Below are 25,305 nucleotides of genomic sequence, written 5' to 3' on the forward strand. Positions count from 1 at the left end.
AGCTAGCCTTGAATTCCCCCTAAAACGCTATGTAATCCTTACTGTACTATAAAAGAACTTTGTGAAAAGTGAATTGTATTCTTGAAATAGCATAATGAATGGGCTAGAATGAAACAGTAAGAGGACTTAGTTATAACAGCTATACATTAAAGTACATAGGGAGGAATGATCAACATGGCGAAAGCAATCGTTGATTTTAACCAACAATTGGAAGATTTAGCCGCACTTTATCCTGAGATTCAAGTACTCGATGAAGAAGGCCAAGTCGTAAACGAAGACTATCTACCTGAATTAAGTGATGAAGAAATGGTGGAGTTGATGACCTTGATGGTTCAAGCGCGGACGCTGCATGAGCGCTCCATTGCTCTCTCCAAGCAAGGCCGTTTAGGCTTCTATGCGCCTACCTTTGGCCAGGAAGCTTCCCAAATTGCGTCATCCTTTGCCTTCACCACCGATGACTGGCTATTCCCTGGCTACCGGGATGTTCCCCAAATGGTGGCTAAGGGCTATCCTTTGTCCAAGGCTTTCCTCTGGTCACGAGGCCATGAGGATGGCAATGTCTACGAGGAAGGCTTTAACGCCATGCCCCCACAAATCATTATTGGGGCGCAATTGATCCAAGCCATGGGTTGTGCAGTCGGCCAAAAATTAAAGGGCGACCAAGCAGTAACGTACACCTACACTGGTGATGGCGGTTCTTCCCAAGGGGACTCCTATGAAGCATGGAACTATGCGGGCCGCTACCAAGCACCGATTGTTTTCATCATTCAAAACAATGGCTATGCGATTTCCACACCACGGGAAAAGCAAACAGCCGCCCACACCCTCGCCCAAAAGGCTGCTGCCGCTGGGATTCCTGGCGTGCAAGTGGACGGTAATGATGCCTTAGCAGTCTACGCTGTGGCCAAGCAAGCCCGCGAATGGGCCTTAGCGGGACACGGCCCTGTCTTTATCGAAACGGTGACAAATCGTTTGGGTGCCCACTCGACTTCAGGCGACAATCCGAAACTTTATCGGACGGAAGAAGACATTGAAGCCTGGACAGCTCGGGAGCCTTTAATTCGCTTCCGGAAGTACTTAACCGAGAAAGGCCTTTGGGACGAACAGAAAGAAGAAAAAATTATCGCAGACTATAAAGAAAAAATTAAGGCCGGTATTGAAGAAGCTGAAGCAGCTCCGAAGCAAAAAGTTTCTGGCTTCTTGAAGAATATGTACGAAGAACCTGGCCAAGATATTGTTGAACAAATTGAGATTTACGAAGAAAAGGAGCGTAGCTAAAATGGCGAAAAAAAATGAAAGGCAAAAAACAATGGTCGAAGCCATTACGGAAGCCCTAGATCAAGAAATGAGCCAAGATGAGCGCGTACTTGTTTTTGGCGAAGACGTCGGTGTGAACGGTGGAGTTTTCCGGGCGACGACGGGTCTGCAAGCCAACCACGGTACGGAGCGGGTTAGCGATACGCCCCTTTCTGAATCAGCCATTGGGGGGATGGCCATTGGCTTGTCCCTGCAAGGCTTCCGCCCTGTGATGGAAATTCAATTCTTCGGCTTTGTGTTTGAAGTCATGGACTCCATCTGTGGGCAAATGTCGCGCTACCGCTACCGCATGAAGGGGACGAAACAGATGCCAATTACTGTACGTTCGCCTTTTGGTGGTGGGGTACACACGCCAGAAATGCACGCTGATTCCCTGGAAGGCTTAATGGTGCAAACCCCTGGCTTGAAGGTCGTTGTTCCTTCTGGTCCCTACGATGCCAAGGGCCTGCTCACGGCAGCCATCCGCGACAATGACCCCGTCATCTTCCTCGAGCACATGCGCCTCTACCGGTCCTTCCGCGAAGAAGTGCCGGCAGAGCAATACGAATTACCACTCGGCCAAGCGAACGTTGCCCGCGAAGGTTCGGATATCACCATCATCGCTTACGGCTACATGGTGCGCGAAGCTCTCAAGGCGGCGGATGCTTTGGCCAAGCAGGATATTTCAGCTGAAGTCATTGACTTGCGTACGATCTGGCCTTTGGATATGAAAACCATTAGCCGATCCATTGAAAAAACGGGTCGCGTGGTCATGGTCCAAGAAGCCCAAAAACAAGCGGGAGTGGGCAACCATGTCATTGCTGAAATTTCGCAACGTAATATTCTCTCCCTAGCAGCACCCATTCAATTCGTTGCCGCACCCAATACGGTATTCCCCTTCGGTCTAGCCGAGAAGGACTGGCTCCCAAAAGCCGACGATATCGTGGCTGCTGCCCTAAAGGCAAAGGATTTCTAGGAAAGCCTTTATTTTGTGAGGAAGTTAGTAGATAATAGAAGGGATGAGTCCAAAGATGGCTTACATTTTTAATATGCCCGATGTCGGCGAAGGCATGGCAGAAGGCGAAATTGTTGCCTGGGATGTCAAAGTGGGCGACCAAGTCCAAGAAGAAGACACCCTAGTGGAAATTCAAAACGATAAATCTGTTGAAGAAATTATGTCACCGGTCGCTGGTAAAATCACGAAATTATACGTGGAGGAAGGCGACATGGCAATTGTTGGTGAACCGCTCGTGGCTTTTGAAGGGGAAGGCTTACCGGATCATGAAGAGCCTGCTTCTGCAGAAGACAGCGCAGCAGATGCTGAGGAAACAGCAGAAGCCTCTCAAGCAGCCGCAGACAAGGCTAGCGATGAAGCTCCTGTGGAAGCAAAACCAGCTGCTCCAAGAAAACAACGGGCAGACGGCCTCATTTTGGCTATGCCTTCTGTCCGCCGCTACGCCCGTGAACAAGGCGTGGACATTGCGGAAGTGGGCGGCTCCGGCCAGCACGGTCGCATCTTAAAGGAAGACATTGATGCCTTTAAGGCTGAGGGTGGCTCGGCACCAGCGGCCGGTGAAGCTAGCGAGGCAGTCCCTGCGACTACGGCAGCGCCTGTCATGGCCCAACCAGCAGACGTGACTTTCTTTGCCGAAGCCAATGCTGATAAGGTCGAGCATGTGCGTATGGCACCCATGCGTCGCTTGATTTCCGAAGCCATGACCGTGTCCTCGCAAACCGCACCCCAAGTGACCCTCTTCAAAGACGTTGAAGTCTCCAAGCTTTGGGCCCATCGCAAAAAATTCAAGGCACTTGCAGAGGAAAAAGGTAAGAAACTAACCTTCCTGCCTTATGCCGTGAAGGCCGTCATTGCTGCTGTGAAGCAATTCCCAGCCCTTAACGCCTCAGTCGATGCCAAAAACAATGAATTTTTGTTGAAACACTATTATAATGTAGGTATCGCGACCGATACCGATGCCGGCTTGTTCGTTCCTAACATTAAGAACGCAGACACTAAGTCCATGTTTGACTTGGCCGGAGAAATTGCCGAAAAAGCCGAAAAAGCCCATGCCGGTGAATTGGACAATGAGGAAATGGGAGATGGTACCATTACAATCTCCAACATTGGCTCAATCGGTGGAGAATTCTTCACCCCAATTCTTAACTATCCGGAAGTCGCTATCTTAGGCTTTGGCGCAATTGTCCAAGAACCTGTTGTGAATGAGCAAGGAGACCTCGCTGTTGGTCGGGTATTAAAATTATCGTTGACCTTTGACCACCGGATTGTTGATGGTGCGACAGGTCAACGGGCGCTCAACGAAATTGCGCGCTTGTTGTCTGACCCTGAAAGCTTATTGATGGAAGGATAGGTAGATCATCTATGGTAGTTGGAGCAATGGCAGAAGAACGCGACACCATCGTTATTGGTGCAGGCCCTGGCGGCTATGTCGCTGCAATTCGGGCTGCACAAAAAGGCCAAAAAGTCACCGTTATTGAACGCGAATTCCTAGGTGGGGTTTGCTTGAACGTCGGCTGTATCCCTTCAAAAGCCTTAATCGAAGCTGGTCATGCTTACCAAATGGCAAAAAATGACAGTGAATTGTTTGGGATCACTACGGAAAATGTTGAGCTTGATTTCCATAAAACCCAAGATTGGAAGGAAAATACCGTTGTCAATAAAATGACTAGCGGCATCGGCTTCCTGATGAAGAAAAATAACATTGAAGTAGTCGAAGGTGAAGCTTACATCAACGGTGAAAACGAGTTGACTGTTCAAATGAAGGATAGCGACGAGCACCAACTTTACAGCTTCAAAAACTTGATCATTGCCACGGGCTCTCGTCCGATTGAAATTCCTGGTTTCCCCTTCGGTGGCCGCATTGTGGATTCCACCGGCGCCCTACACTTTGAGGACCTCCCTAAGAGCTTAATCGTCATTGGTGGGGGGATCGTCGGTTCCGAATTAGGCTCAGCTTACGCTAACCTTGGTACCGACGTCACCATTCTCGAAGGTTCCCCACAACTTCTCCCCGGCTTTGAAAAAGATATGGTCAAAGTGGTACAACGCGGCATGAAGAAAAAAGGCATCAAGGTCGAAACGAAAGCCATGGCCAAAGAAGCCATCGACAATGGCGATTCTGTGACCGTGAAATACGAAACGAAGAAAGGCAAAGAAAAAGAAGTCACTGCCGACTACGTCCTCGTTTCTGTTGGCCGTCGCCCGAACACCAATGACCTCGGCCTTGAAGCAGCGGGTGTTGAACTAGACGACCGCGGCCTCATCAAAGTGGATAAGCAAGGGAAAACCACCGCTGACCACATCTATGCCATTGGGGACATTGTTCCGGGTGCTGCTCTTGCCCATAAGGCTTCTTATGAAGGCATTGTTGCCGCAGAAGCCATTGCCGGTGAAGCCAGTGAAGTTGACTACAAATCCATGCCTTCCATCGCTTACACCGATCCTGAGTTGGCTAGCCTCGGTCTCACCGAAGACGAAGCCAAGGAAAAAGGCTTGGATGTTCACACCGTTAAATTCCCACTCGGTGGGAATGGGCGTGCCGTCTCCATGGGCGTTGACCAAGGCTTCGTGCGCCTCGTCGCTACCAAGGAAGACAACGTCATCGTCGGTGGTCAAATGGTCGGCCCCCATGCCTCCGACATCACTGCTGAAATCGGCTTAGCTATCGAAAATGGCCTCACCGCCGAAGATATCGCCTTAACAGTTCACGGCCACCCAACCTTGATCGAATCCATCAAGGACGCCGCTGAAGGCTTATTAGGCCTACCTATTCACATGTAAGGAGGCGAAGCTCGAAGAGCAGGCAGGACCACTGGAAAACTAGGATACGAAGCCACCAAAGTTCCCGTTGAGTTGACTCTTTAGGACGGTTCTGACATAGTCAGGTTCGGCCTAAAGAGTAACGCAGACGAAGGAACTGGAGGTGAGCCGGACTAGAAAGTCACAGCGACCTAGTTTCAAAGTCCTACTATTGCATTGCCCTTTTCCGCTCTTGAGAGTGAGGAATTGGGCAATGCTTTTTTCTTTTGGTATCCTAAAGGTGAAAACAAAAATTGAAGGGAGTCACTTATGGCTGACTATACTTATCCCATTGACCACCACTGGTCGGTTGAGGAAATGACGAAGGTCATTAATTGCTGGCGCGGGGTAGAGCGTGCTTATGAAGCTAATATTTTAGCCGAAGAGTTCTTGCTCCTCTACCAAGGCTTTAAGGAAGTGGTGCCAAGTAAGGCGGAAGAAAAGCAATTAGCCCGTGAATTTGCGCGGGTGACTGGTGGCTATGAACTCTACCACGTCATGAAAAAGGCAAAAAGACAAGGTCGAGGTCGCATCAGTCTCGATCGCCCTAAGCATTAGTTTTTTGGAGCAGGGCAAGCTTCCTTTTCAGAAAAACTATACAGAAGCCTGGGCTTATGGTAAAATACATAAGTTGTCAAAATGATAGAACAATCGCTGGAGGGAGCAAAATGAAGACACGTGAAGATATTCGAAATGTTGCTATAATTGCACACGTTGACCATGGCAAGACGACGCTCGTGAATCAATTACTGAAAGAGTCGGATACCCTGGACGACCGCACGGAATTAGCAGATCGTGCGATGGACTCCAACGCGATTGAGCGCGAACGCGGCATTACCATTCTCTCGAAAAATACCGCCGTGGAGTACAAGGGCACGCGCATCAATATCATGGATACTCCAGGCCACGCCGACTTCGGTGGCGAGGTGGAACGGATCATGACCATGGTGGATGGCGTTGTTTTGGTGGTGGATGCTAAGGAAGGCACCATGCCCCAGACCCGTTTCGTCCTACAAAAGGCTTTTGAAGCGGGGAAAACACCGCTGGTTGTCGTGAATAAAGTCGATAAAGAGGGAGCCCGCCCTTATGAAGTGGTTGACGAAGTCCTGGATTTATTTATTGAATTAGGGGCCGATGATTCCCAAATTGAATTCCCGGTGATTTATGCTTCAGCGGCGAATGGAACTTCAAGCTTTTCGCCGAAGATTGAACGCCAGGAGCATACCATGGCGCCGATCTTTGAAACGATTATTGATACCGTCCCAGCTCCTCTCGATAATAGCGATCAGCCCTTGCAATACCAAGTTTGCATGTTGGACTACAATGACTACGTCGGCCGTATTGGTATTGGTCGCGTCTTTAGAGGCCACATTAAGGTGGGCGATCACGTGACCTTAAATAAATTGGATGGCACCACGAAAAATTTCCGCGTGACGAAGCTTTTTGGCTTCCTCGGCTTGCAGCGAGTCGATATTGATGAGGCCTTTGCCGGTGACTTGATTGCTGTTTCGGGGATGGAAGATATTTATGTAGGTGAAACTGTCACCGACCCCGAGGTACAGGAAGCCCTGCCTGCCTTGCGGATTGATGAGCCGACCTTGAAGATGACCTTCCTGACTAATAATTCACCTTTTGCTGGCCAGGAAGGGAAATGGGTGACTGCTCGTAAATTGGAAGAACGGCTGAAATATGAATTGCATACGGACGTGTCCTTGCGGGTGGAAGATACTTCGGAACCGGATCAATGGATTGTCTCCGGCCGGGGGGAATTGCACTTGTCCATTCTCATTGAAAACTTGCGGCGGGAAGGCTTTGAATTGCAAGTTTCCCGTCCCGAAGTTATTTTGAAGGAGATCGACGGTGTAACTTGCGAGCCTTTTGAATTGGTGCAAATTGACACACCCGAAGCCTACCAAGGTGCCGTCATTGAATCCTTAAATACGCGCAAAGGGCAAATGCAAGACATGGTGAATGAAGGCCGAGGGACGGTGCGTTTGACTTACTTGGTGCCCGCTCGTGGCATGATTGGCTATAACATTGAATTCATTACGCTCACCCACGGCTATGGGATTTTGAACCATACCTTTGACAGTTACCAGCCCAAATTACCGGAAGCCATTGGCCACCGCCATCACGGTTCTTTGGTATCCACAGAAAAAGGCAAGGCGACGACCTATGGCATTATGAATGTGGAAGACCGGGGAACAATTTTTGTGACGCCGGGCACGGAAATATACGAAGGAATGATTGTCGGGGAAAATGCGCGGGAGGAAGATATTGACGTGAACATTGTGCGCGCCAAAAACTTAACCAACGTGCGCTCGGCGAACAAAGACCAAACAGCGACCATTAAGGAACCTCGCCATATGAATCTCGAGCAATCCTTGGAATTTATGGACGATGATGAATACTGCGAAGTCACGCCAGAAAACATTCGCCTGCGCAAGCAAATTCTGAACAAGGGTGAACGAGCCCGTTATCACAAACGCTTGAAAAAAGCGAAAAACAATGATTAGTTGCTACAGATATTAAGCCTAGGGAGACCTGGGCTTTTTTGGGAGGGATTATGGCACGTTTGCACCACTTCGATCAACTCAAAGCCCTGGCGGCGCTGATGGTCATGGCGATTCACATCACCGCACCGGTTGCTGATTTAAAGACCACAAACTTTTGGAATTATGGCTGGTACCGGCCAATATTGAATTTAGCTGTTCCTATTTTCTTCCTGCTGGCGGGCTATTTTATCGGGGAAAAAGGGCGAAACTATCTCTCTCGCTACCGGCGAAAAATACTGGCCCTATTTTTAAAGGCTAGCTGCTGCTACCTCATCAGTAATCTTTTCATGTGGACGATGGACCGCTCCTTTGTGACAGCTGTCGAGCGTCTCTATCATAGCTTTACCCTAGATGCGGTGTTTAGTGGGGTGGTTGCGTCTATTCCTTTGTGGTTTTTGTGGGCCGTGTATTGGGCACTCTGGCTTCTCCCCGGAGTCAAGCGCCATTTATCTCCTGACGGCCAACTGGTTTTTGCGGCGCTTTTCTACCTGATCGGGATGAAGGGGCGCGATTTTTTTGGCCTAGAGCCATTCTTCCGTTATGGCAGTATTTTCCAAGCCTACTGGTATTTAACCGTTGGCAGCTTGCTGGTTCAAATCAAGCCTCTCAAAGAACGTTTCCGGCCCTTACTCGGGCTTTTGGTTGGCCTTTTAATCGCTAGCTTACCCTGGCTCGCCCAGCACACTTTTGGTTTGTTCTATGCTTGGGCCTTAGGAGCAGCTGCTATTTTGTTGGTGTACTTGGCCAGCCTTAGCCCTGGCCAGGCTGATCGGCTCAGCCATTTTGGTCGTTTTCGCTCAGACTTACTGTATTTGAGTCATTCCTTTAGCTTGGATTGGGCGCGAAAAATCGCCGCCTGGTGGCATTTGCCCCTCCTGCCGTCTCCTTATTTACGCCTCCTCGTTTTTGGGAGTATCTGCTTAGGTGTAAACACCCTCCTTGGCCAAGGGCGCCGCTTCCTTACCCAAGGGGAGTAGGCTGTATTTGCTGGCCAGGCGGGCTTTACTTGCTTAAAATCAGTGAGTATTAGGCGAAATATGTTATAATATAAGTATTTAAGATGATCAAAGGAGGCTCATCATGTCTCAATATAAAACTGCAGTTCGCACGCAACTGGAAGCAGAAGCGAACCGGATTTACCAATTAATTCAAACCCAGAGAGAACACCTTTGCTATGCCCAGTGTCCTGTTTTTGAAGAGGTGGTGGACACGCAAATGTATGGCCTCTCTAAGCAGGTTGCCTTGGCGATCAGTGTCGACCTCTTGGACGAAGCGGAGGGGCACCAGCTGCTCACAGACTTGGATGAAGCTTTGAATCAAGTTTATACGGACGCTTTTGAAGCCCAGCAGCAGGAGCGGCCCAATGCCTAAAGACCGCAGCAGTAAACCCCCTCTCAAGGAGCGCTGGGCGCGCCGCCTGGGGAATTGGCTGGCCGAATGTGATTGGCGGACGCTGGTACCTTATTTACTTCTCCAAATGACTGGTATTTTACTCGTTTTTAGTGCCAGCAGCTACCGGGCCTTGACCGAGCAGTTGCCGGTTTGGAGCTACGGGCTTAAGCAGGCTCTCTTTACGCTTGGGGCTTTCGCTATTATTCTCGTTGTTTATCGGCTTAATATTAACTGTTTGAAGCGCCCCCCAGCGAGATGGGCGCTGATAGCTGGCATAACGGCTGCCTTAATCTATGTGCTGTTTTTTGGCGCTGAAATTAATGGTGCCAAAGGCTGGATTGTGATTGGTTCCTTTACCTTGCAGCCCATTGAATTTGCGAAGCCTGCCTTGGTATTGTTGCTGGCGGGGACGCTCAGTCAGATGGAGGCCCAATTGCCGGTAGAGGGACTGTGGCCAGGGGTTCTTGCGCATAAGGGCATTTTCCTCGTTCTGGCGAGCTGGCTCGGCCTTGCTTTTTTCTTACCAGATATTGGGGGCATGGCCTTACTCTTGGGGATCGCCTTACTGATGCTCTTAGCTTCTGGAATTCCCAATAAAATTGCCTACTGGCTTAGCGGCATGGGCTTATTGGGTTACGGGGCTTTGGTGCTCTTAGTCAAAGTGCTCAATCATTTCAATATTTCTCCCAGCCACTACCAAACCGAGCGCTTATTGACCTTTGTCGATCCTTTTAGGACGGCCCAGGGTGCCGGCTTGCAGCAGGTCACGTCCTACTATGCCCTCTATTCGGGCGGCTGGTTGGGGCGCGGCTTGGGGAATAGTATTTTAAAAAAGGGCTACCTGCCCGAACCGCATAACGATTTTATCATGGCGATCGTGGGCGAGGAGCTGGGCTATTTTGGCTTGCTGATCATTTTAGGTATTTACATCTACCTCATTGGCCACCTCCTCATGCGGGGTTTAACCATGCAAAAAACTTACCACCAATTGCTTTTATATGGCACAGCCAGCTACTTACTGGTACAAATGGTAGTCAATCTCGGGGGGATTACTGGCCTATTGCCGATTACGGGGGTCACCTTTCCGATGATTTCTTACGGGGGCTCCTCGGTCTTTACAACGGCGATTTTCATCGGCCTCTGCCTGTCCACCATTCGGCATGACAATAAATTACGAGTCGTTCAGGAACCAACAGAGTAACAGGATACCCATTGTGAAAGGATGATGTTTGTGGCCATTAAAAAAGTTCTAGTTGCTAATCGTGGCGAAATTGCTATTCGCATCTTCCGAGCTTGCTATGAGCTCGGCATGGAGACGGTCGCCATCTACGCCAAAGAGGATGAGCACTCCGTCCATCGCTTTAAGGCAGATGAATCCTACATGGTTGGCCAAGGGAAGCAGCCGGTGGAGGCTTACTTAGATATTGAAGGGATCATCCAGCTGGCTAAGGATACCGGGGCCGACGCCATTCACCCCGGCTATGGCTTCCTCTCCGAAAACATTACCTTTGCGCGCCGTTGTCGGGAAGAAGGCCTCATTTTTGTTGGTCCGAAAACCAAAACGCTAGAAATGTTTGGCGATAAAATTAAGGCCAAGGAGGCAGCACGACGCAGTGGCGTGCAGGAGATTCCAGGTACGCCAGGACCGGTCGATTCCCTAGAGGACGTTGAAGCTTTTGCTAAGAAATATGGCTATCCCATTATTGTGAAAGCAGCGCTCGGGGGTGGAGGCCGTGGCATGCGGGTCATTCGTTCCCAAGCGGAAATTGAAGAGCAATTCACCACCGCCCAAAGTGAAGCCCAAAAAGCCTTTGGGGCGGGAGAAATGTACGTGGAAAAATACATCGAAAATCCCAAGCACATCGAAGTGCAAATCTTAGGGGACCAAGCTGGCCACGTCATGCACCTCTGGGAGCGGGACTGTTCTGTCCAACGCCGCCACCAAAAAGTCGTGGAAGTCGCCCCAACGGTAGGCCTCGACATGGCGGTACGGAAGAAATTGTGCCAGGAAGCCGTGCGCTTAATGAAGGAAGTCGGCTATGAGAACGCGGGCACGGTGGAATTTCTCCTCGATGGCCAGGACTTCTACTTTATTGAAGTCAACCCCCGAGTCCAAGTGGAGCACACCATTTCTGAAGAAATTACCGGCGTCGATATTGTCAAAGCCCAGCTCCGTATTGCTGGCGGTGAGACTTTGGCGGAGATTGGCTTGCCGAAGCAGGCGGATCTGCCACTCATGGGCTATGCCATCCAATGCCGCATTACGACCGAAGATCCCTCCAATCATTTCCTGCCCGATACGGGTGTGATTAACACTTACCGTTCGCCAGGCGGCTTCGGCTTACGCCTCGACGCCGGGAACGGCTATCAAAATGCGGAGGTTTCCCCTTATTATGATTCCATGGTGACAAAATTAATTGCCCATGCCATGACTTTTGAGGAAACCGTTGCGAAAATGAAGCGGGCCCTGCGTGAATATCGTATTCGCGGGATAAAGCATAATATTCCTTTCCTCAGTAATGTGATTCACCATCCGGTTTTCCAATCTGGCCAAGCGACCACGCGTTTTATTGACGACAGTCCGGAATTATTTGAATTTCCTAAACGTCGCTACCAGGACCGCGGGAATAAAGTGCTTCGCTATCTAGCAGAAACGACGATCAATGGTTTTCCAGGACTCGAGCAAAAGCCCAAGCCTTACTTCACCAAGGCCGAAATGCCGACGGATCTCGAACCACGTCCTAAAAAGCGGACGGCGAAAAATATTTTGGATACCGAGGGCGTCTCTGCTGTTAAGGACTATATCCGAAGCCAGCCGGAACTCCTCCTGACGGACACGACCATGCGCGATGCCCACCAGAGCTTGATGGCGACTCGCATGCGCACGAAGGATATGGTTAAAGCCGCGAAAAAGGTGGAAGTGGCCACGCCCGAGCTCTTCTCCATGGAAGTTTGGGGTGGGGCGACTTTTGATGCGGCCTACCGTTTCTTAACCGAAGATCCCTGGGACCGGCTGGATCAACTGCGCCAAGCTATGCCGAATACCCTGTTGCAGATGCTCTTCCGTGGGGCGAACGGCGTGGGCTACAAGGCTTATCCGGATAATGTTCTGAGGGCTTTTATTGAAGAGGCCGCCCGTTCTGGCATTGATATTTTCCGCGTGTTTGACAGTTTGAACTGGCCCAAGCAAATTGAAAAGCCCCTGCAGTTTGTGAAGGAAACAGGGAAAATTGCGGAAGCTGCCATGTGCTATACGGGCGATGTGCTTGACCCCAACCGGCGGAAATATGATTTGAAATATTACACGGATTTGGCCAAGCACCTCGTCGACTTGGGGGCGGATATCATTGCGGTGAAGGACATGGCCGGCTTACTGAAGCCCCAGGGTGCCTATGCCTTGATTTCCGAATTGAAGGCAGCCGTCGACGTCCCCATTCACCTGCACACCCATGATACGGCCGGGAATGCGATTGCCACCTACTTAGAAGCAGCGCGTGCCGGAGTGGATATTGTGGATGTGGCCACTTCAGCCTTCAGTTCCCTCACGAGCCAGCCCAGCATGTCCAGCCTCTACTATGCCATGGAGCAAACGGAGCGTTGCCCCAATATCAATATCCGGAACGTCCAAAAAATGAATCATTACTGGTCCGGAATCCGCCCCTACTACGAGGCTTTCACGAGCGGCTTAAAGGCACCAGAGACTGAAATTTACCTGACCGAAATGCCCGGTGGCCAGTACACCAACCTCCAGCAGCAGGCCTTAGGGGTCGGACTGGATGACCGCTGGGAGGACATTAAGCGCATGTACCATGAAGTGAACCTTCTCTTCGGCGACGTCATCAAAGTGACGCCCTCCTCCAAGGTCGTGGGTGACATGACGCTCTTCATGGTGCAAAATGACTTAACGATTGCCGACTTCTATGAAAAAGGGCGGGAGATTGATTTTCCTGATTCCGTTATTAGCTTTGTGAAGGGCGAGCTCGGCCAACCCGTTGGCGGCTTCCCACCTGAGGTCCGTGATATTATCCTTAAAGGCGCCGACTACACGACGAAGCGGCCAGGCGAACTCCTGCCACCGGTTGATTTTGAGGCCGTGCAAGAGGAACTCGAGGAAGCAGCTGATATCACGGCGGGCACTCGTGATGTGCTCTCCTACCTCATGTATCCGAAAGTTTACTTGGACTACTTGGAGAAAACCAATATCTTCAGTGACGTCCAATTTATCAACACGCCCACCTTCTTCTATGGCATGGCTCCCCATGAATCCATCGCCGTGGAAATTCAAAAGGGGAAAGTCCTCCTCATTACCTTGAACTTCATTGGCGATCCGAATGCGCGCGGAGAACGTCTTGTGAACTTCGACTTGAACGGCCAGCGCCGAGAAATCAAGATCGTGGATCAAAAGGCGGAAAGCCATGAAGCCAAAAGCTTGAAGGCCGATAAGAATAACCGTGGCCATATTGGTGCCACCATGCCCGGCAGTATCGTTAGTGTGAAGGTGGAAGTGGGTGATGAGGTCGCAGCGGGGGATGTCGTCCTTGTCAGCGAAGCGATGAAAATGGAAACGACGATTAAAACACCAGTCAAGGGACGGGTAGCCGCGGTAGAAGTCAGCCCCGGCCAGCAAGTCGAAAGTGGCGATCTGCTCCTCGTGATTGAAGAAAGTTAGGGGGTGTTGCCATGGAAAAGCAAGAACGCCGGGAATTAGTGCTAACTTTACGCCATACCAAAAAAACACGGCAACTCCAGCGTTATGGCTTTGTGCACTATATTTCCCACCAGCAAAAATATGCCATTCTCTATGTGAATAAGGAGGATGTCAGTGAAACCATTCGGAAATTACGCCGCTTAAAAATCGTGGCGTCCGTGAATGTCTCACCCCGCTATGAGCTAGCAGAGGATTTTAGTACGGTGCTGGAAAATCTACCTCAGCCCGAAGAACCCACCGAAGGCCTGCCCCTAAAATATCGCTTTTAAAAGAGTAAACGCACTCGTTGAGACGGGTGCGTTTTTTTGTGGAAAAAGAGCGATAAACCTTGACAAAACAAGTTTTGTTACTTATGGTAAGTGGGAAGAAGTAGGCATTAACGCTGGAGTGAGGAGAGGATAGCCATGAAATTTAAAGACCGTGTCCCCAAAGAATTTCAAGTGACGGACACCATCTCAACCCTACAAGTGAATATTGGAAAAATTTGTAATTTACGTTGCCGGCATTGCCATGTCATGCGGGATTCCCATAATGAAATGATGGATCAGCGCACCATGGATGCCTGCTTGGATCTTGCCCGCTTAAATCCAAAAATTAAAACATTTGATATTACGGGCGGTGAACCGACCATGCATCCCCGCTTCACCTATATTGCCGAGCGGGCCTTTCCCCTCGTGGATGAGGTGATCGTGCGCACGAATGGGACCTTTTTGAACAAGAAGATGCGGGCCTTCTACAAAAAATACCCGGTCACTATTTTTATCTCCATGCCTTGCTATACGGCTGATAACGTGGACAAAGTGCGCGGCAGCGGGGTGTTCAAGAAAATCATGAAAACCCTGAAGGAATTAAATGACATGGGCTATGGCATCGACCCTGATCGACCTTTGAATCTCGTTCATAACCCACTGGGAGCCACCTTGCCGCCCGAACAAAATGCGCTAGCAGAAGATTATCGCGCTCATTTTGAACCCTATGGCATCGAATTTACCGAGCTTTACACCATAACCAATTTACCGCTCGGCTATTTTGAGGACTTCCTCAATGAGATGGATTACTTCGATGGCTACATGCAACTGCTGGAGGACAATTTTAACCCGGTGACCGTTCCGAATGTCATGTGCCGCTCGCAAGTGTCGGTGGGCTATGACGGAAAAATTTATGATTGTGACTTCCACCAAATGACCAATACACCGATCAAGTCGGGGGAAACCATTTTTGATCTCGTCGAAAATGGCCTTGAACAGCGGGAAATTGTCTTCCGTGAATATTGCTACGGCTGTACCGCAGGCTTCGGTTCTAGCTGCGGCGGCGAATTAACGACCTGCCCCCTCCAAGCCGCCGCCCAGCAGGCCTAAGAGGAGTTGTGCACGATAAAAAACGTGTGAGCTCTTAGGTAACGGCTTCGAAGATACCTTTCAATATACTGGTGCTGGACAAGGTCATAACCGACTAAAAAGCACTTATCGTCTTGGAAGATGGAAGCAAAAAATTCGGCGAATAAAAAGAAATATTCGTATTTTTCTTCATTATGTTTCATCATAATCGATTGATTGGAGCAGTCATGGTGGATTATCATGAAGAGCAGCTGAGTGCCACAAGGAAATACCTTAAGTTTGAATACTCAATAGCGTTTAAAATATTGTAGGCATTTGACACAAGACTATAGATTTTGCTAAAGAAGAGGTTAAAACATGAAAAAATACTTACGCTCATTGATAGCATTTATGTTAGCCGCAATGATGATATTTTCTTCAACTGTTAGTGCATTTGCTGCCGAAAAATAAAACACACTGAAAGCAACTCCGACCTTAAGCCATGAACAGATAAATACCTTCAACGAATGGGTTACATATGATGATGAAGCCAATCAATTCTTAGCCAAGGCAGGAGCTAAAAACGCTCTTGGGCAGCCAGATTATGAACTTCTGAATAAATGCCTTGCAGTAACAAATTCTAATATTGCCAGGGCAGATTTTACAAGCGGAGAAGTTTTTGTGGTTTCACCAGAAGATGAAGGAACAACTGGATCGTTAGCAGCACGCTTCAATGAAGGAGTCACAAAACTGCTTTCCATTGGTGGGGTGCAAGGATTTACCTATCAAAAACAACAATTAATGTTATTGGTGCTGGTGCATTGATTGGAGGAATTTGGATTCCTGAACCTGTAGTATCAAAAATTTTGTCTACACTTGGAGTCGCTGCAGCATTGTGTCCTGGTGGAATAGTCTTTGACTATAACTACATTACCGCTGGTATTGGTAAATTACTTCCTGGAATGAGCATGGTCTTCCCAGCAGTCAGTAATATAAGGTGGCAATAATGAAGAAAAACAAAAGTAAACTCTTATTAAAGACAATAACGAGCTGTCTCATGCTTATTTTGTTTATCCTCTATTTTTTAAATGTCTTTAATACACTGGTTCTACTCGCATTGCTTGCTATCGTTTTGGTATCCTTTTGGATTTTGCTAAAAAGATAAAAAATATAGGTTTTCAATAACCAAGACACTTAAGTTAATATTCCATTGACTAAACGACGGTTTAAAGGCCGTCGTTTTCTTTTATCCAAAACTTATTAATGTATTTTAAGAGAAGTCTTTGGGGGGATAAGGTCAAAAATTTTATTTTTGTAGTCGATAAAAACTCTTATAAAAAGTACATAAGTAGAGCATACAGTCTACCGTGTGTTTTTTATTTGAAGTTTATTAATCTTTTATTACTCCTAGTGCAATGGAAAGCCAACTCGAGTCGGGTGGGTCGGGTCTTAGTTCGAAGGAGGAAAAGAGCTAAGGCTCACTCTTATTTATGGCAAGAAAGGAGGTGAATTACTATAAAACCATTTTCTTTTCAGACACTAACTATAGAGAATCCGTTTGATTATATCTACCAACGGGCTATTAGCGATGAACGCAAAGCTCACTTGAACTATTGATTCAGACGTTCAAAGTGGGAATGCTGTTTTTTGTAGGAGTGATTATCTCATAAACCAGCTTTCAGCAATAGACAGTTATCCACCTGATTTTCAAATCTTCAATTTAAATGGTTCAATCATCGGTATAGAAATTGATTTTTAAGCGAACTCTTATGGACGTTATACGCTTAGAAACATGAAAATAACCTACTGGATAATTGTATGAATATGAACAATCCGCTAATTTCAATGGTACAGGATTAAGTGATTACTTGCTCAATAAGATAAATGGGGCTAAAACTATTGCCGACGTTCAGGCACTAAAGGGTTTCCTATTAGCTGAACACGCTAGAGGTGATGCCTCTACGATTAACCTCCAGTAGAAGACGTTGATCCTTCTGGTAACAAACCAATCACGGGAACTGAAATTGACCTTGTTAATGTGGGTGACTTGGAAGAAATTCTCTTCCCTGATAATGGCGAAGGCCAAAAACCTGGTGAAGGCAGTGGAGAAGAAACACCAAACAAACCGGGTAAAGACTGGAACGATCTCATTGCTTGGGATAAACTCGAAGAGCTTCTTGGTAAGGGCGAGGAAGGTCAAAAACTTGGCCAAGGGAATGAATGCCAAAAACCAGGGACAGGCGATCAAGAAACCTGGCAACCAAGAAGAGGCGAAGACTGGTAAGAAGGAAGCAGCGAAGAAATTGCCACAAACAGGGGCAGTAGCTTCCTTAGGCACTGCTGCTCTCGGCTTAGCGTTGACCACGCTTGGTGCTGGCTTCGCCTTCCGCAAGCGTCAATAAGTCCTCAATATTAAAGTAGCTAGTCAAACTTTGCTTTGGCTAGCTATTTTAAATTTGTTGAATACCATATTGTATTAAAATTCAGAGGAAAACGAGCAAAAGCACCATTTTATACAAATATTTTTGATTAATTAAATTTGTGTAAATATTCACTTGACAATTGTGGAGGTGTTACTTATTGTAAGGGATATAGGGCTTATAAAAGTGTTTTTTCTTCTAATTGACAATGCATTAACATGTTCAAAAGCTGATTACAAAGGCTTAGGGACGATGTTATTCTTGTAATCAAATAGTTACAATATAAAATATGAAGAAATAGCGAAGAATACTTGACATTTTTATAATGTTCGGTAGAGTATAGATAGTTACGTGAACTACAGAAGCTTAAGTGAAAGCGGTTTACAATTTTTTGGGAGGGATGCTCTTAAGTAATTGTTGTCAGGCAACATATTATAGAGTTTTTCATGAATGATGGAAAGATAATTTATAAGGAGGAAAATAAAGCTATGGCCAATTTGAAAAAGTTATTAATGAGTGGTTTAGCGACCACTGCGGCTTTGGGTGTATTATTTGCCAGCGATGCTGCTGTTGCGCAAGCTGCTGAAGATGGTAACCCTGATTCTGAGACTACTGACCCAAGTAATAATGATAGTTCAGACCAAGATGGTTCTCAAACTGAACCCATTGAAGGTAATGAATCTGAGGAAACTGGTACTTTAAATTCTGAAAAAGATCGTATTAGCACTCTAATCAAAGAGAATGCTGATAAATTAGAAGACTCCGCTGCACTTCTTCAAGAGGTAAGCGAAGCTGAAACTGAAGCTGAACTCAGTGCTATTGAAAAACGTGTAAATGCTGCAATTGCTGGGGCAACTGATGAAGACACCGACAAGCCAGGCGAAGGTGAAGAAGAAATCAAGTCACCTGAAAAAGCTCGTGAAGAATTAGCAGCAACGGTTTCTGATATAGAAGAAAACTACCCACTTATTGATGTTACAGAAGCAAAAGCGATTTTAGATGATAAAAAAGCTACACTATTTGATTTAGTCAATACTAATGATAAGCTTCAAGAAAACATTGAGAATTATGACGAACTTGTACTTGACTCAGCTAAGGCTGACCTTCAAAAATTAATTGATCAAGTCAAGGCCCAAGAAAATGTAACTATCGGCTTACAGCACTCTAAAAGTGCTGCCATCAAGCTTCTTGAAAAAGAAGAAGTTACTTTAGATGAGATTAATGAAGCTAATGCTAACCTGAAAGAACAGCTTGATAAAAATGAAGAGCTTAATAAGAACCTTCAGGAAGTAGAAAAAGCTAAGGCAAAACTTCAGGCACTAGTTGATCAAATTGATGCAGAAAGCCCTAAGATGACTCTCGACGCTCATAATGCATTAGATGAGGCGAAGGATATCTTGAAGAAAGATAGTCAGTCTTTGAAACCTGAAGAGGTTAATGAAGCTCACAATAATTTCCTAGCTGCATATGATGAAGATGCATATAAGGAAAAGCTTGAAGAAGACGCTAATCTTGAAAACCTAAAAGAAGCAGTTGAAGAATTAAAGGCCACAGTCGCTGATATCAAGGAAAACTATAAATTAATTGATGTTTCTGCGGCTGAAGAACTTCTTGAAAAAGATATTGAGGATTTAACGCTTCATGATGTTGTCACTACCAATGACAAACTTAAAGAAGCTATTGATAACTATGACATTATCGAGCTCGATGATGCTAAAGCAACATTAACAGATACGATCAATAAAGTTGACGAACTTAGCCTAATGTCTATTGATCTTCACAACGCGAAAGCAGATGCAGAAAAACTTCTTGAAAAAGAAGATGTGACGCTAGAGGAGCTTCGTGGAGCAAATAGCAAATTAGCTCAGTTGTATGATGATAAGAAAGCTGAAATTGATCAGATCAATGAATTAAAGAAAAATATTAAGCCTCTCATTGAAAAGGCTGATAAAAAAGAAAAAGTAACACTTGATCAATATAATGCGCTTGAAAAGGCTAAAAAATTAATTGCTATTAATTCTAATGATATTGAAGCATTAGGATCCGCTCTTGAAAAATTAGATGAAGCTTTCCCAGGACTTGCAGAAGAACCTGAAGAGCCAGAGGAAACTGAAACAATTGCTGACAAATTTGGCGATAAGATTCAAATTCGTCCGCTAGAAAAACAAGAAGGCGAAACGGTTGCTGTAGAAGAAGCTAAAATGCTTCTTGGTCAACCCGTTGGCATGACTGATGACGAGTGGGCTTCAGCTGTTGACAGCCTAGAAATCACAAAGAATTTAACGGGTGAAGAAAAAGCTGGTCAACACGAGATTGAAGTTAAATTAACCTTCTCAGATGATTCAACAATAACAGTGACTATTCCGGTTACGGTCATTGAAAAAGAAAACGACAAGACAATGGCTGAAGAATATGAAGTGACCATTAAGGATATTACCATCACTGTAGATGATAAGGTCACTGAACAAGATATTCTGGATGCTGTAGTTGTTGAAGGTCTCGAACGTAAGGAAGCCAGTGCCGCTGAGACACGTGCTAAGGAAGAAGACAAGTGGTACACTGTAGCCTTAGCCGAAGGGGCTGAATTACCAGATGTTACAAAAACTGGCGCGTTCCCGGTTAAAGTGCTTGTGACCTTTGGTGATGGCTCAACTAAGACTGTTACTGTCAACGTTGTTGTCGAAGAAAAAGCATCTGAAACTCCAGATGAGTCTGACTTAGACAAGGCTAAGAAAGCGGCTTTCGCTGAGCTAGAAGAAGATTATGATTTAGGCTACATTACGTTAGAAGAACGTCTTGAAAAAGAATTAGCTGTTGAAAAAGCGGAAACAGTTGAGGAAGTACAAGAAGTATTAGACTCTCTTACACCCGGAGAAGGCGACGGAGAAACCGACAAACCCGGCGAAGGTGAAGAGGGAGACTCCGACGAGAAAGATCCATGGGATGATCTCATTAACTGGGAAGGTCTTAAAGATCAGGACGATAAAGCTTGGGACGAACTCATCAATTGGGAAGGCCTGAAAGACCTGATCAATAAAGGTGAAAAACCAGGTAAAGACTGGGACGGCATTTTCGATTGGGACGGTATCAAAGACTTAGTCGAAAATAATCAAAAACCAGGTGAAAAACCAGGCAAGGACTGGAACGATCTTATTGATTGGGATAAACTCGAAGACCTTCTTGGCAAGGGCGAGGAAGGCCAAAAACCTGGCGAAGGTGAAGATGAATCTACCATTAATCCTCCAATTAAGGATGAAGATCCTGAGGGCAACAAGCCGATCACGGATACAGAGATTGACCTCGGCAATGTCCCAGACCTAGAAGACATTCTCTTCCCTGATAAAGGCGAAGGCCAAGAACCTGGTGAAGGTAGTGGAGAAGAAACACCAAACAAACCAGGCAAAGACTGGAACGATCTCATTGATTGGGATAAACTCGAAGACCTTCTTGGCAAGGGTGACGAAGGCCAAAAACCGGGCACAGGTGGCGAAGAAAGCGAAAAACCTGGCCAAGGTAACGAAGGTGAAAAACCAGGCACAGGTGGCCAAGAAAGCGAAAAACCAGCGAAAGACTGGCTAGAATTGATCGATTGGGATAAAGTGAAGGAATTACTTGCTAAGAAGGGTGACAAGAAACCTGGCAAGCAAGAAGAAGTGAAGACCGGTAAGAAGGAAGAAGCGAAGAAAGGCAAGAAGGAAGCAGCGAAGAAATTGCCACAAACAGGGGCAGTAGCTTCCCTCGGCTCTGCGGCTCTCGGCTTAGCGTTGACCACGCTTGGTGCAGGCTTCGCCTTCCGCAAACGTCAATAAATTTGACCATCTTCTGGTTGATGAAGGGGCTGGGAAAAAACTCAGTCTCAGAATATAAAAAACGCATCAATTTATTTCGAAAATAAATTGATGCGTTTTGATATTTTATAAAGACAAAGCGAGTTCCAAGCCTTATAATAAAAGGTAAGCAAACCGAAGGAGGAACTCGCTTTGTATCAAAATTATACCACAATGGAAACAGCTTTAACACTAAAATTAGATTTTACGATTCCTGAGGACCATGAAGCTCGGCTGATCAGCCGATTTGTCGACTCGATTCCTACGGAAATTATTCTGGAAGACACTTCTCATACGGGACGTCCTGCTTTTCATCCAGCAATGCTATTAAAGATGTGTTTATTTGCCTATAGTCGATCAACGTTTTCAGGTCGAAAAATTGAACGAATGAATGAAGAATCTATTCCGATGAAATGGCTAACGGGCGATACCCCAGTTTGCTACAAGACAATCAATAACTTTCGTTCAAGCGAACATGCCTCGAACTTGATCAAGTATGCTTTTATCCTTTTCACCATGCTGCTGAGGGACAATGGTTTAATCCACCCAGAGGCTTTATTTATCGATGGGACAAAAATTCAAGCGGATGCGAACATCTATAGTTTTACTTGGCGAAGAGCGATTGAACGCTATGAAGCGAAGCTCAATGAAAATGTTTCGAGTTTATATGAGGAACTTATTCAAACGAATGTCGATATCGCCTTGACCGAAGAAGAATTAACGACTTCTGATGGGATTGAAAAAATTATTGCGTGTCTTGATGAAGCAATCGAAGAGGTTGAAAGCAAAATTGAAAATGAGACGACCATTCCTAAAGGAGGTTCTCGACACAAGCGACGTCGTCGCACGCTTAAAAAGCACCGGAATCGATGTATGAAGGATTTCTTACCCCGAAAACAGAAATACGAGGAAGCAAACGCACGATTTAATGGCAGAAACAGTTTTTCAAAAACGGACCCCGATGCCACCTTTATGTGTATGAAAGAAGATCCCATGAAAAATCGGGAGTTAAAGCCTGGCTATAATCTCCAAGTTGCTTCAAGTCATCAATATATTATTGACTTTGATATTTTCCCGAACCCTACCGATACGCGCACCCTCATTCCGTTTTTAAAAACAATCCCAACGCTTGATCTGTTCCAATATATTGTTGCGGATGCGGGTTATGGGAGTGAAGAGAATTATATGGCGATTATCGATGACTTTGAGAAAGTCCCTTTGATTCCTTACGGAATGTATCATAAAGAACAAAGTAAAAAATATCGAAACCAATCCAAGCATCGTGAGAACTGGCACTATCATGCGGCTGAAGATTCCTATACGGATTTAGATGGCGTTCATTTTAGTTTTTCATATTATCGTACGCGAAAAGATAAAAAAGGTTTCCAAAGACAGTTTAAAGTCTATCAAGCCGATACTGAACAAATGGATGAGCGTTTAAATGAGCTTGCGAAAACTCCGACAGGACGTCAGCGCCAGACGGCGGTCAATCTTAATTGGGAATATTTTAAGCACCAAGCAAAAGAGAATTTAGAAAGCACACCTGGAAAAGAAATCTATGCGCAACGTAAAATTGACATAGAGACCGTTTTCGGACGGATGAAAGGTGTCTTTGGTATGCGCAGAACACATGTGAGAGGCAAACAAAGCGTGTATAATGATATCGGAATGATGCTGATGAGCATGAATTTAACGAAATTAGCCCTTAAAGCTCGGCGAAGAGCAGAAGCTCTTCGTAATCATTTCTCTAAAAGTAAAAAATGCACTGAAGGAATCCAAATATGGATAACTTCAATGCATTTTTTATTATTTAGGGCGACTTATTTCCCAGCCCCTTTTCTTATGGTCAGCAGCATGCTAGAATGAGAGAAAGGGGTGAGGAGATGGACGAGCGTTTAGAGCGAATTTATGAGATGCAAGCGGTCTACGATCGCTTACGGGCGAAGCAGGAAGCCTTATGCACGGCGGCAGCGGCCATGCAGGCGGAAGAGCAGAGCTTGAGGGCTTTACTGCAGTACTATTACGGGGACTATGCCGTCGACAAGTTGGCGGTGGATAGCCATGCTTGTGTGCCAGCTTTTCCGCACGGGATCTTATCAGAAGATACGATTTTTGATCTTCTGGGCGAACTGGATGAAACGGCTGTGGCTCTATTAGGCTTGAGCCATGCGATACTGAAAACACGCTACAGCAGTCAGGAGGATGAGGATGCGCTATCGAAATACGAGAATTAAGGCGCAGAGCAACACTCATGTTCTCGAGGTGAGCTGTGCCCATTGCAAAACCCCCGTGCTCCACTATCAGAAAGGGGGCAACGGGGGTTTAACTAAAATTCAACTGCCCCGGGTGATTGCGGCGGAGGAGAATGTCTGGGCATCGGCAGGCGAATTGACCTGCCCACATTGTGGCGCTGCCCTGGCCAAGCGGGGGACTTACCGTGGGCGGCCGACCTTCTGGGTGACCCGCGGGCAGATTAATACCCGGAGATTAGAGCCGTATACCTATCCTAAGTAAAAAAACGCACTGAGCTCATTTTTTTACCCCCTGAATTGGACACTAGCCCCTTTTCAGGGGACTTTTTGTGGCTTAAGGTCGGCTAGCAGGGCTTCCTGTTGCGAAAAAGGCTAGCTGCTGTTGCTGCTTGCTCAAAAAATCAAAAAGCCTGCTGCCGCTACGAGCGCGGCAACAGGCCGTTGAATAACAGGGGGAAACTGAGCCCAATGGCTGGGGCAGGCTAGTGCTTTCAATATCTTCATTGCTTTTGAAGCTTCCACTGCGCTTAAAAGGAATCGACGGGGTAGAAGTCCATGATTTGGCTGCCATGGTGGGGACGGAGTTCTAGGGTTCTCTGCCCGCAGGCGGCCGTTTTTTGCCCATCATAGGCGCTCACTTGCAGCTTATCTTGAGCCGTTTTCTCATAGCAGATCAATTGCTCAGGCGTAGTGTACCAGCTGGTGTCCTGGGGCTGGGCCTTACTTTCCAGGTAGGGGACAAACTGATTCTTTTTAAAATCATATTGGTAGACCTTGGCAGGCCCCCCCTTCGCCTTTACTTCGGGGTCGTCGTCAGCTGGACCAGCTTTTGGGAGGGGGTAATCCACAAAATAGAGGTGGTCACGGGTCGAGAGCAGGCCACTGACTAAGGCATCGCCGGCTCGATTTTCAAAACCCTTATAGGAGACCTCCTCTAATCGTCCGGAAGCGTCGGTGATTCGGTAGCAGGTGGGTAGGGTGTCATCCTTATCCTGATACTGCCGGGCGATGAAGATGGGCTCATGGAAATATTGATACGGTAGTGAGGTAAGGTCCAAGTCTTCGGGGAAGGACTTGATTTTTTTACCGGCACTGGCCTGGCCCGACCGGAGATCAATGGTGTAGGCACAGAGGGTGTGCTCCTCTGCCCGAAAAATGGTGAGCTGCTGGCCTTCCAGGATCGCCCCCAAAACGTTCGAGGTGTAGGCCAAGTTTTTGGTAATAGCTTCCAAAGGTTGGATCCTTTTCTCCTCGTCATCCAGGAGAAAAAGCTGGAGCCTGGAGGGGCGTTTTTCGTTTTCTTCACCTTCATCATAAAGTGTGGAGAAGTCTTGATCGATATTATGCAGGAGCCGAAAACGCGCATTGATAGGCGTGACGTCCGACATGATATCGTGGGGGATTTTTTTGCGCTCCGACCAGGGATATTCGCGCAGCAAGCGTGTTACTTGCGTCTCCTCCTCAAGCACACTGTTACCTTTGTTGTAAGGCAGGAGGGACGTCGGCGGGTAGGAAAGTGTGAAGGAACTTTCTACCCGGTCATTTTTAGCGTCAGCAGTGAGGAGCTCAATTTGGCTAGGCTCTAAGCGCTGGGTATCAATTTGCCCGCTTTCCTGGGTGGTCTCCAGGCGTTCGCCCATAAGGCAGGGAACGCCAAAAATTAGGAATAACAGTAGAAAAGGACAGGTTATGAGTAGGCTAGTGAGTAATTTCTTCGTCATAGTA

21 protein-coding genes and 1 pseudogene are annotated in these 25,305 nt (G+C 46.8%); 21 read left to right on the forward strand and 1 reads right to left on the reverse strand.

All coding sequences use genetic code 11. The features are described 5' to 3' along the window. Positions 1–174: 174 nt before the first annotated feature. The 21 genes and pseudogenes from pdhA to WF803_RS06200 all read left to right on the forward strand — a co-directional run bounded on the left by pdhA (position 175) and on the right by WF803_RS06200 (position 23,842). Positions 175–1,278: a pyruvate dehydrogenase (acetyl-transferring) E1 component subunit alpha gene (pdhA, locus tag WF803_RS06100; protein ID WP_489610658.1), complete on the forward strand. Its 1,104-nt coding sequence runs from the start codon at positions 175–177 to the stop codon at positions 1,276–1,278. 1 nt (position 1,279) lies between these two features. Further along, positions 1,280–2,272: an alpha-ketoacid dehydrogenase subunit beta gene (locus WF803_RS06105; RefSeq protein WP_489610659.1), complete on the forward strand. Its 993-nt coding sequence runs from the start codon at positions 1,280–1,282 to the stop codon at positions 2,270–2,272. 55 nt (positions 2,273–2,327) lie between these two features. Next, the gene (locus WF803_RS06110; protein WP_489610660.1) at positions 2,328–3,662 is read left to right on the forward strand and encodes a dihydrolipoamide acetyltransferase family protein; all 1,335 of its coding nucleotides are present in this window, start codon (positions 2,328–2,330) and stop codon (positions 3,660–3,662) included. 11 nt (positions 3,663–3,673) lie between these two features. Continuing rightward, positions 3,674–5,092: a dihydrolipoyl dehydrogenase gene (gene lpdA / locus WF803_RS06115; protein WP_489610661.1), complete on the forward strand. Its 1,419-nt coding sequence runs from the start codon at positions 3,674–3,676 to the stop codon at positions 5,090–5,092. Between the two features lie 288 nt (positions 5,093–5,380). Continuing rightward, positions 5,381–5,668 (forward strand): UPF0223 family protein, encoded by a 288-nt coding sequence (locus WF803_RS06120; protein WP_489610662.1) that lies wholly within the window; start codon positions 5,381–5,383, stop codon positions 5,666–5,668. A gap of 110 nt (positions 5,669–5,778) precedes the next feature. Next, on the forward strand, positions 5,779–7,626 hold the full coding sequence (gene typA / locus WF803_RS06125) for a translational GTPase TypA (RefSeq protein ID WP_489610663.1): 1,848 nt from the start codon (positions 5,779–5,781) through the stop codon (positions 7,624–7,626). Positions 7,627–7,676: 50 nt separating this feature from the next. Beyond that, positions 7,677–8,642: an acyltransferase family protein gene (locus WF803_RS06130; RefSeq protein WP_489610664.1), complete on the forward strand. Its 966-nt coding sequence runs from the start codon at positions 7,677–7,679 to the stop codon at positions 8,640–8,642. A 103-nt stretch (positions 8,643–8,745) separates the two neighbouring features. Beyond that, complete coding sequence (locus tag WF803_RS06135; protein WP_489610665.1) at positions 8,746–9,036, forward strand: DUF1507 family protein; 291 nt, start codon at positions 8,746–8,748, stop codon at positions 9,034–9,036. Next, the gene (locus tag WF803_RS06140; protein WP_489610666.1) at positions 9,029–10,258 is read left to right on the forward strand and encodes an FtsW/RodA/SpoVE family cell cycle protein; all 1,230 of its coding nucleotides are present in this window, start codon (positions 9,029–9,031) and stop codon (positions 10,256–10,258) included. Before WF803_RS06135 ends, WF803_RS06140 begins: the two co-directional genes overlap by 8 nt. Positions 10,259–10,294: 36 nt before the next feature. Then, positions 10,295–13,726 (forward strand): pyruvate carboxylase, encoded by a 3,432-nt coding sequence (locus WF803_RS06145; protein WP_489611904.1) that lies wholly within the window; start codon positions 10,295–10,297, stop codon positions 13,724–13,726. Between the two features lie 11 nt (positions 13,727–13,737). Further along, positions 13,738–14,034: a DUF2129 domain-containing protein gene (locus WF803_RS06150; protein WP_489610667.1), complete on the forward strand. Its 297-nt coding sequence runs from the start codon at positions 13,738–13,740 to the stop codon at positions 14,032–14,034. A gap of 135 nt (positions 14,035–14,169) precedes the next feature. After that, positions 14,170–15,123: an arsenosugar biosynthesis radical SAM (seleno)protein ArsS gene (gene arsS, locus WF803_RS06155; RefSeq protein WP_489610668.1), complete on the forward strand. Its 954-nt coding sequence runs from the start codon at positions 14,170–14,172 to the stop codon at positions 15,121–15,123. Positions 15,124–15,142: 19 nt separating this feature from the next. Continuing rightward, positions 15,143–15,413, forward strand: a pseudogene (locus WF803_RS06160) (transposase); the annotation flags it as partial. Between the two features lie 349 nt (positions 15,414–15,762). Further along, positions 15,763–15,906: a hypothetical protein gene (locus tag WF803_RS06165; RefSeq protein WP_489610669.1), complete on the forward strand. Its 144-nt coding sequence runs from the start codon at positions 15,763–15,765 to the stop codon at positions 15,904–15,906. 989 nt (positions 15,907–16,895) lie between these two features. Then, the gene (locus tag WF803_RS06170) at positions 16,896–17,060 is read left to right on the forward strand and encodes an albumin-binding GA domain-containing protein (RefSeq protein ID WP_489610670.1); all 165 of its coding nucleotides are present in this window, start codon (positions 16,896–16,898) and stop codon (positions 17,058–17,060) included. A gap of 59 nt (positions 17,061–17,119) precedes the next feature. Beyond that, positions 17,120–17,365, forward strand: coding sequence for a hypothetical protein (locus tag WF803_RS06175; RefSeq protein WP_489610671.1), 246 nt, complete (start codon positions 17,120–17,122; stop codon positions 17,363–17,365). Next, positions 17,298–17,483: an LPXTG cell wall anchor domain-containing protein gene (locus WF803_RS06180; RefSeq protein ID WP_489610672.1), complete on the forward strand. Its 186-nt coding sequence runs from the start codon at positions 17,298–17,300 to the stop codon at positions 17,481–17,483. Before WF803_RS06175 ends, WF803_RS06180 begins: the two co-directional genes overlap by 68 nt. 506 nt (positions 17,484–17,989) lie before the next feature. Next, entirely contained in the window at positions 17,990–21,310 is a 3,321-nt protein-coding gene (locus WF803_RS06185) for an LPXTG cell wall anchor domain-containing protein (RefSeq protein WP_489610673.1), read from the forward strand. A gap of 171 nt (positions 21,311–21,481) precedes the next feature. Next, positions 21,482–23,194: an IS1182 family transposase gene (locus WF803_RS06190; RefSeq protein ID WP_489610674.1), complete on the forward strand. Its 1,713-nt coding sequence runs from the start codon at positions 21,482–21,484 to the stop codon at positions 23,192–23,194. A 17-nt stretch (positions 23,195–23,211) separates the two neighbouring features. Then, positions 23,212–23,562, forward strand: a complete 351-nt coding sequence (locus tag WF803_RS06195) for a DUF4298 domain-containing protein (protein ID WP_489610675.1) — start codon at positions 23,212–23,214, stop codon at positions 23,560–23,562. Next, complete coding sequence (locus WF803_RS06200) at positions 23,537–23,842, forward strand: hypothetical protein (protein WP_489610676.1); 306 nt, start codon at positions 23,537–23,539, stop codon at positions 23,840–23,842. The genes WF803_RS06195 and WF803_RS06200 overlap by 26 nt, the downstream gene beginning before the upstream one ends. Before the next feature lie 265 nt (positions 23,843–24,107). Here the strand turns inward: WF803_RS06200 and WF803_RS06205 are convergent, their stop codons facing one another. After that, complete coding sequence (locus tag WF803_RS06205; RefSeq protein ID WP_489610677.1) at positions 24,108–25,301, reverse strand: hypothetical protein; 1,194 nt, start codon at positions 25,299–25,301, stop codon at positions 24,108–24,110. Between the last annotated feature and the right edge of the window lie 4 nt (positions 25,302–25,305).

Source organism: Aerococcus sp. BD502 (assembly GCF_057919555.1).

Bases quoted from the DNA above. Each gene is read 5' to 3' on its own strand.
- pdhA (WP_489610658.1), top strand. From the start codon at position 175: ATGGCGAAAGCAATCGTTGATTTTAACCAACAATTGGAAGATTTAGCC.
- WF803_RS06105 (WP_489610659.1), top strand. From the start codon at position 1,280: ATGGCGAAAAAAAATGAAAGGCAAAAAACAATGGTCGAAGCCATTACG.
- WF803_RS06110 (WP_489610660.1), top strand. From the start codon at position 2,328: ATGGCTTACATTTTTAATATGCCCGATGTCGGCGAAGGCATGGCAGAA.
- lpdA (WP_489610661.1), top strand. From the start codon at position 3,674: ATGGTAGTTGGAGCAATGGCAGAAGAACGCGACACCATCGTTATTGGT.
- WF803_RS06120 (WP_489610662.1), top strand. From the start codon at position 5,381: ATGGCTGACTATACTTATCCCATTGACCACCACTGGTCGGTTGAGGAA.
- typA (WP_489610663.1), top strand. From the start codon at position 5,779: ATGAAGACACGTGAAGATATTCGAAATGTTGCTATAATTGCACACGTT.
- WF803_RS06130 (WP_489610664.1), top strand. From the start codon at position 7,677: ATGGCACGTTTGCACCACTTCGATCAACTCAAAGCCCTGGCGGCGCTG.
- WF803_RS06135 (WP_489610665.1), top strand. From the start codon at position 8,746: ATGTCTCAATATAAAACTGCAGTTCGCACGCAACTGGAAGCAGAAGCG.
- WF803_RS06140 (WP_489610666.1), top strand. From the start codon at position 9,029: ATGCCTAAAGACCGCAGCAGTAAACCCCCTCTCAAGGAGCGCTGGGCG.
- WF803_RS06150 (WP_489610667.1), top strand. From the start codon at position 13,738: ATGGAAAAGCAAGAACGCCGGGAATTAGTGCTAACTTTACGCCATACC.
- arsS (WP_489610668.1), top strand. From the start codon at position 14,170: ATGAAATTTAAAGACCGTGTCCCCAAAGAATTTCAAGTGACGGACACC.
- WF803_RS06180 (WP_489610672.1), top strand. From the start codon at position 17,298: ATGAATGCCAAAAACCAGGGACAGGCGATCAAGAAACCTGGCAACCAA.
- WF803_RS06185 (WP_489610673.1), top strand. From the start codon at position 17,990: ATGGCCAATTTGAAAAAGTTATTAATGAGTGGTTTAGCGACCACTGCG.
- WF803_RS06195 (WP_489610675.1), top strand. From the start codon at position 23,212: ATGGACGAGCGTTTAGAGCGAATTTATGAGATGCAAGCGGTCTACGAT.
- WF803_RS06200 (WP_489610676.1), top strand. From the start codon at position 23,537: ATGCGCTATCGAAATACGAGAATTAAGGCGCAGAGCAACACTCATGTT.
- WF803_RS06205 (WP_489610677.1), bottom strand. From the start codon at position 25,301: ATGACGAAGAAATTACTCACTAGCCTACTCATAACCTGTCCTTTTCTA.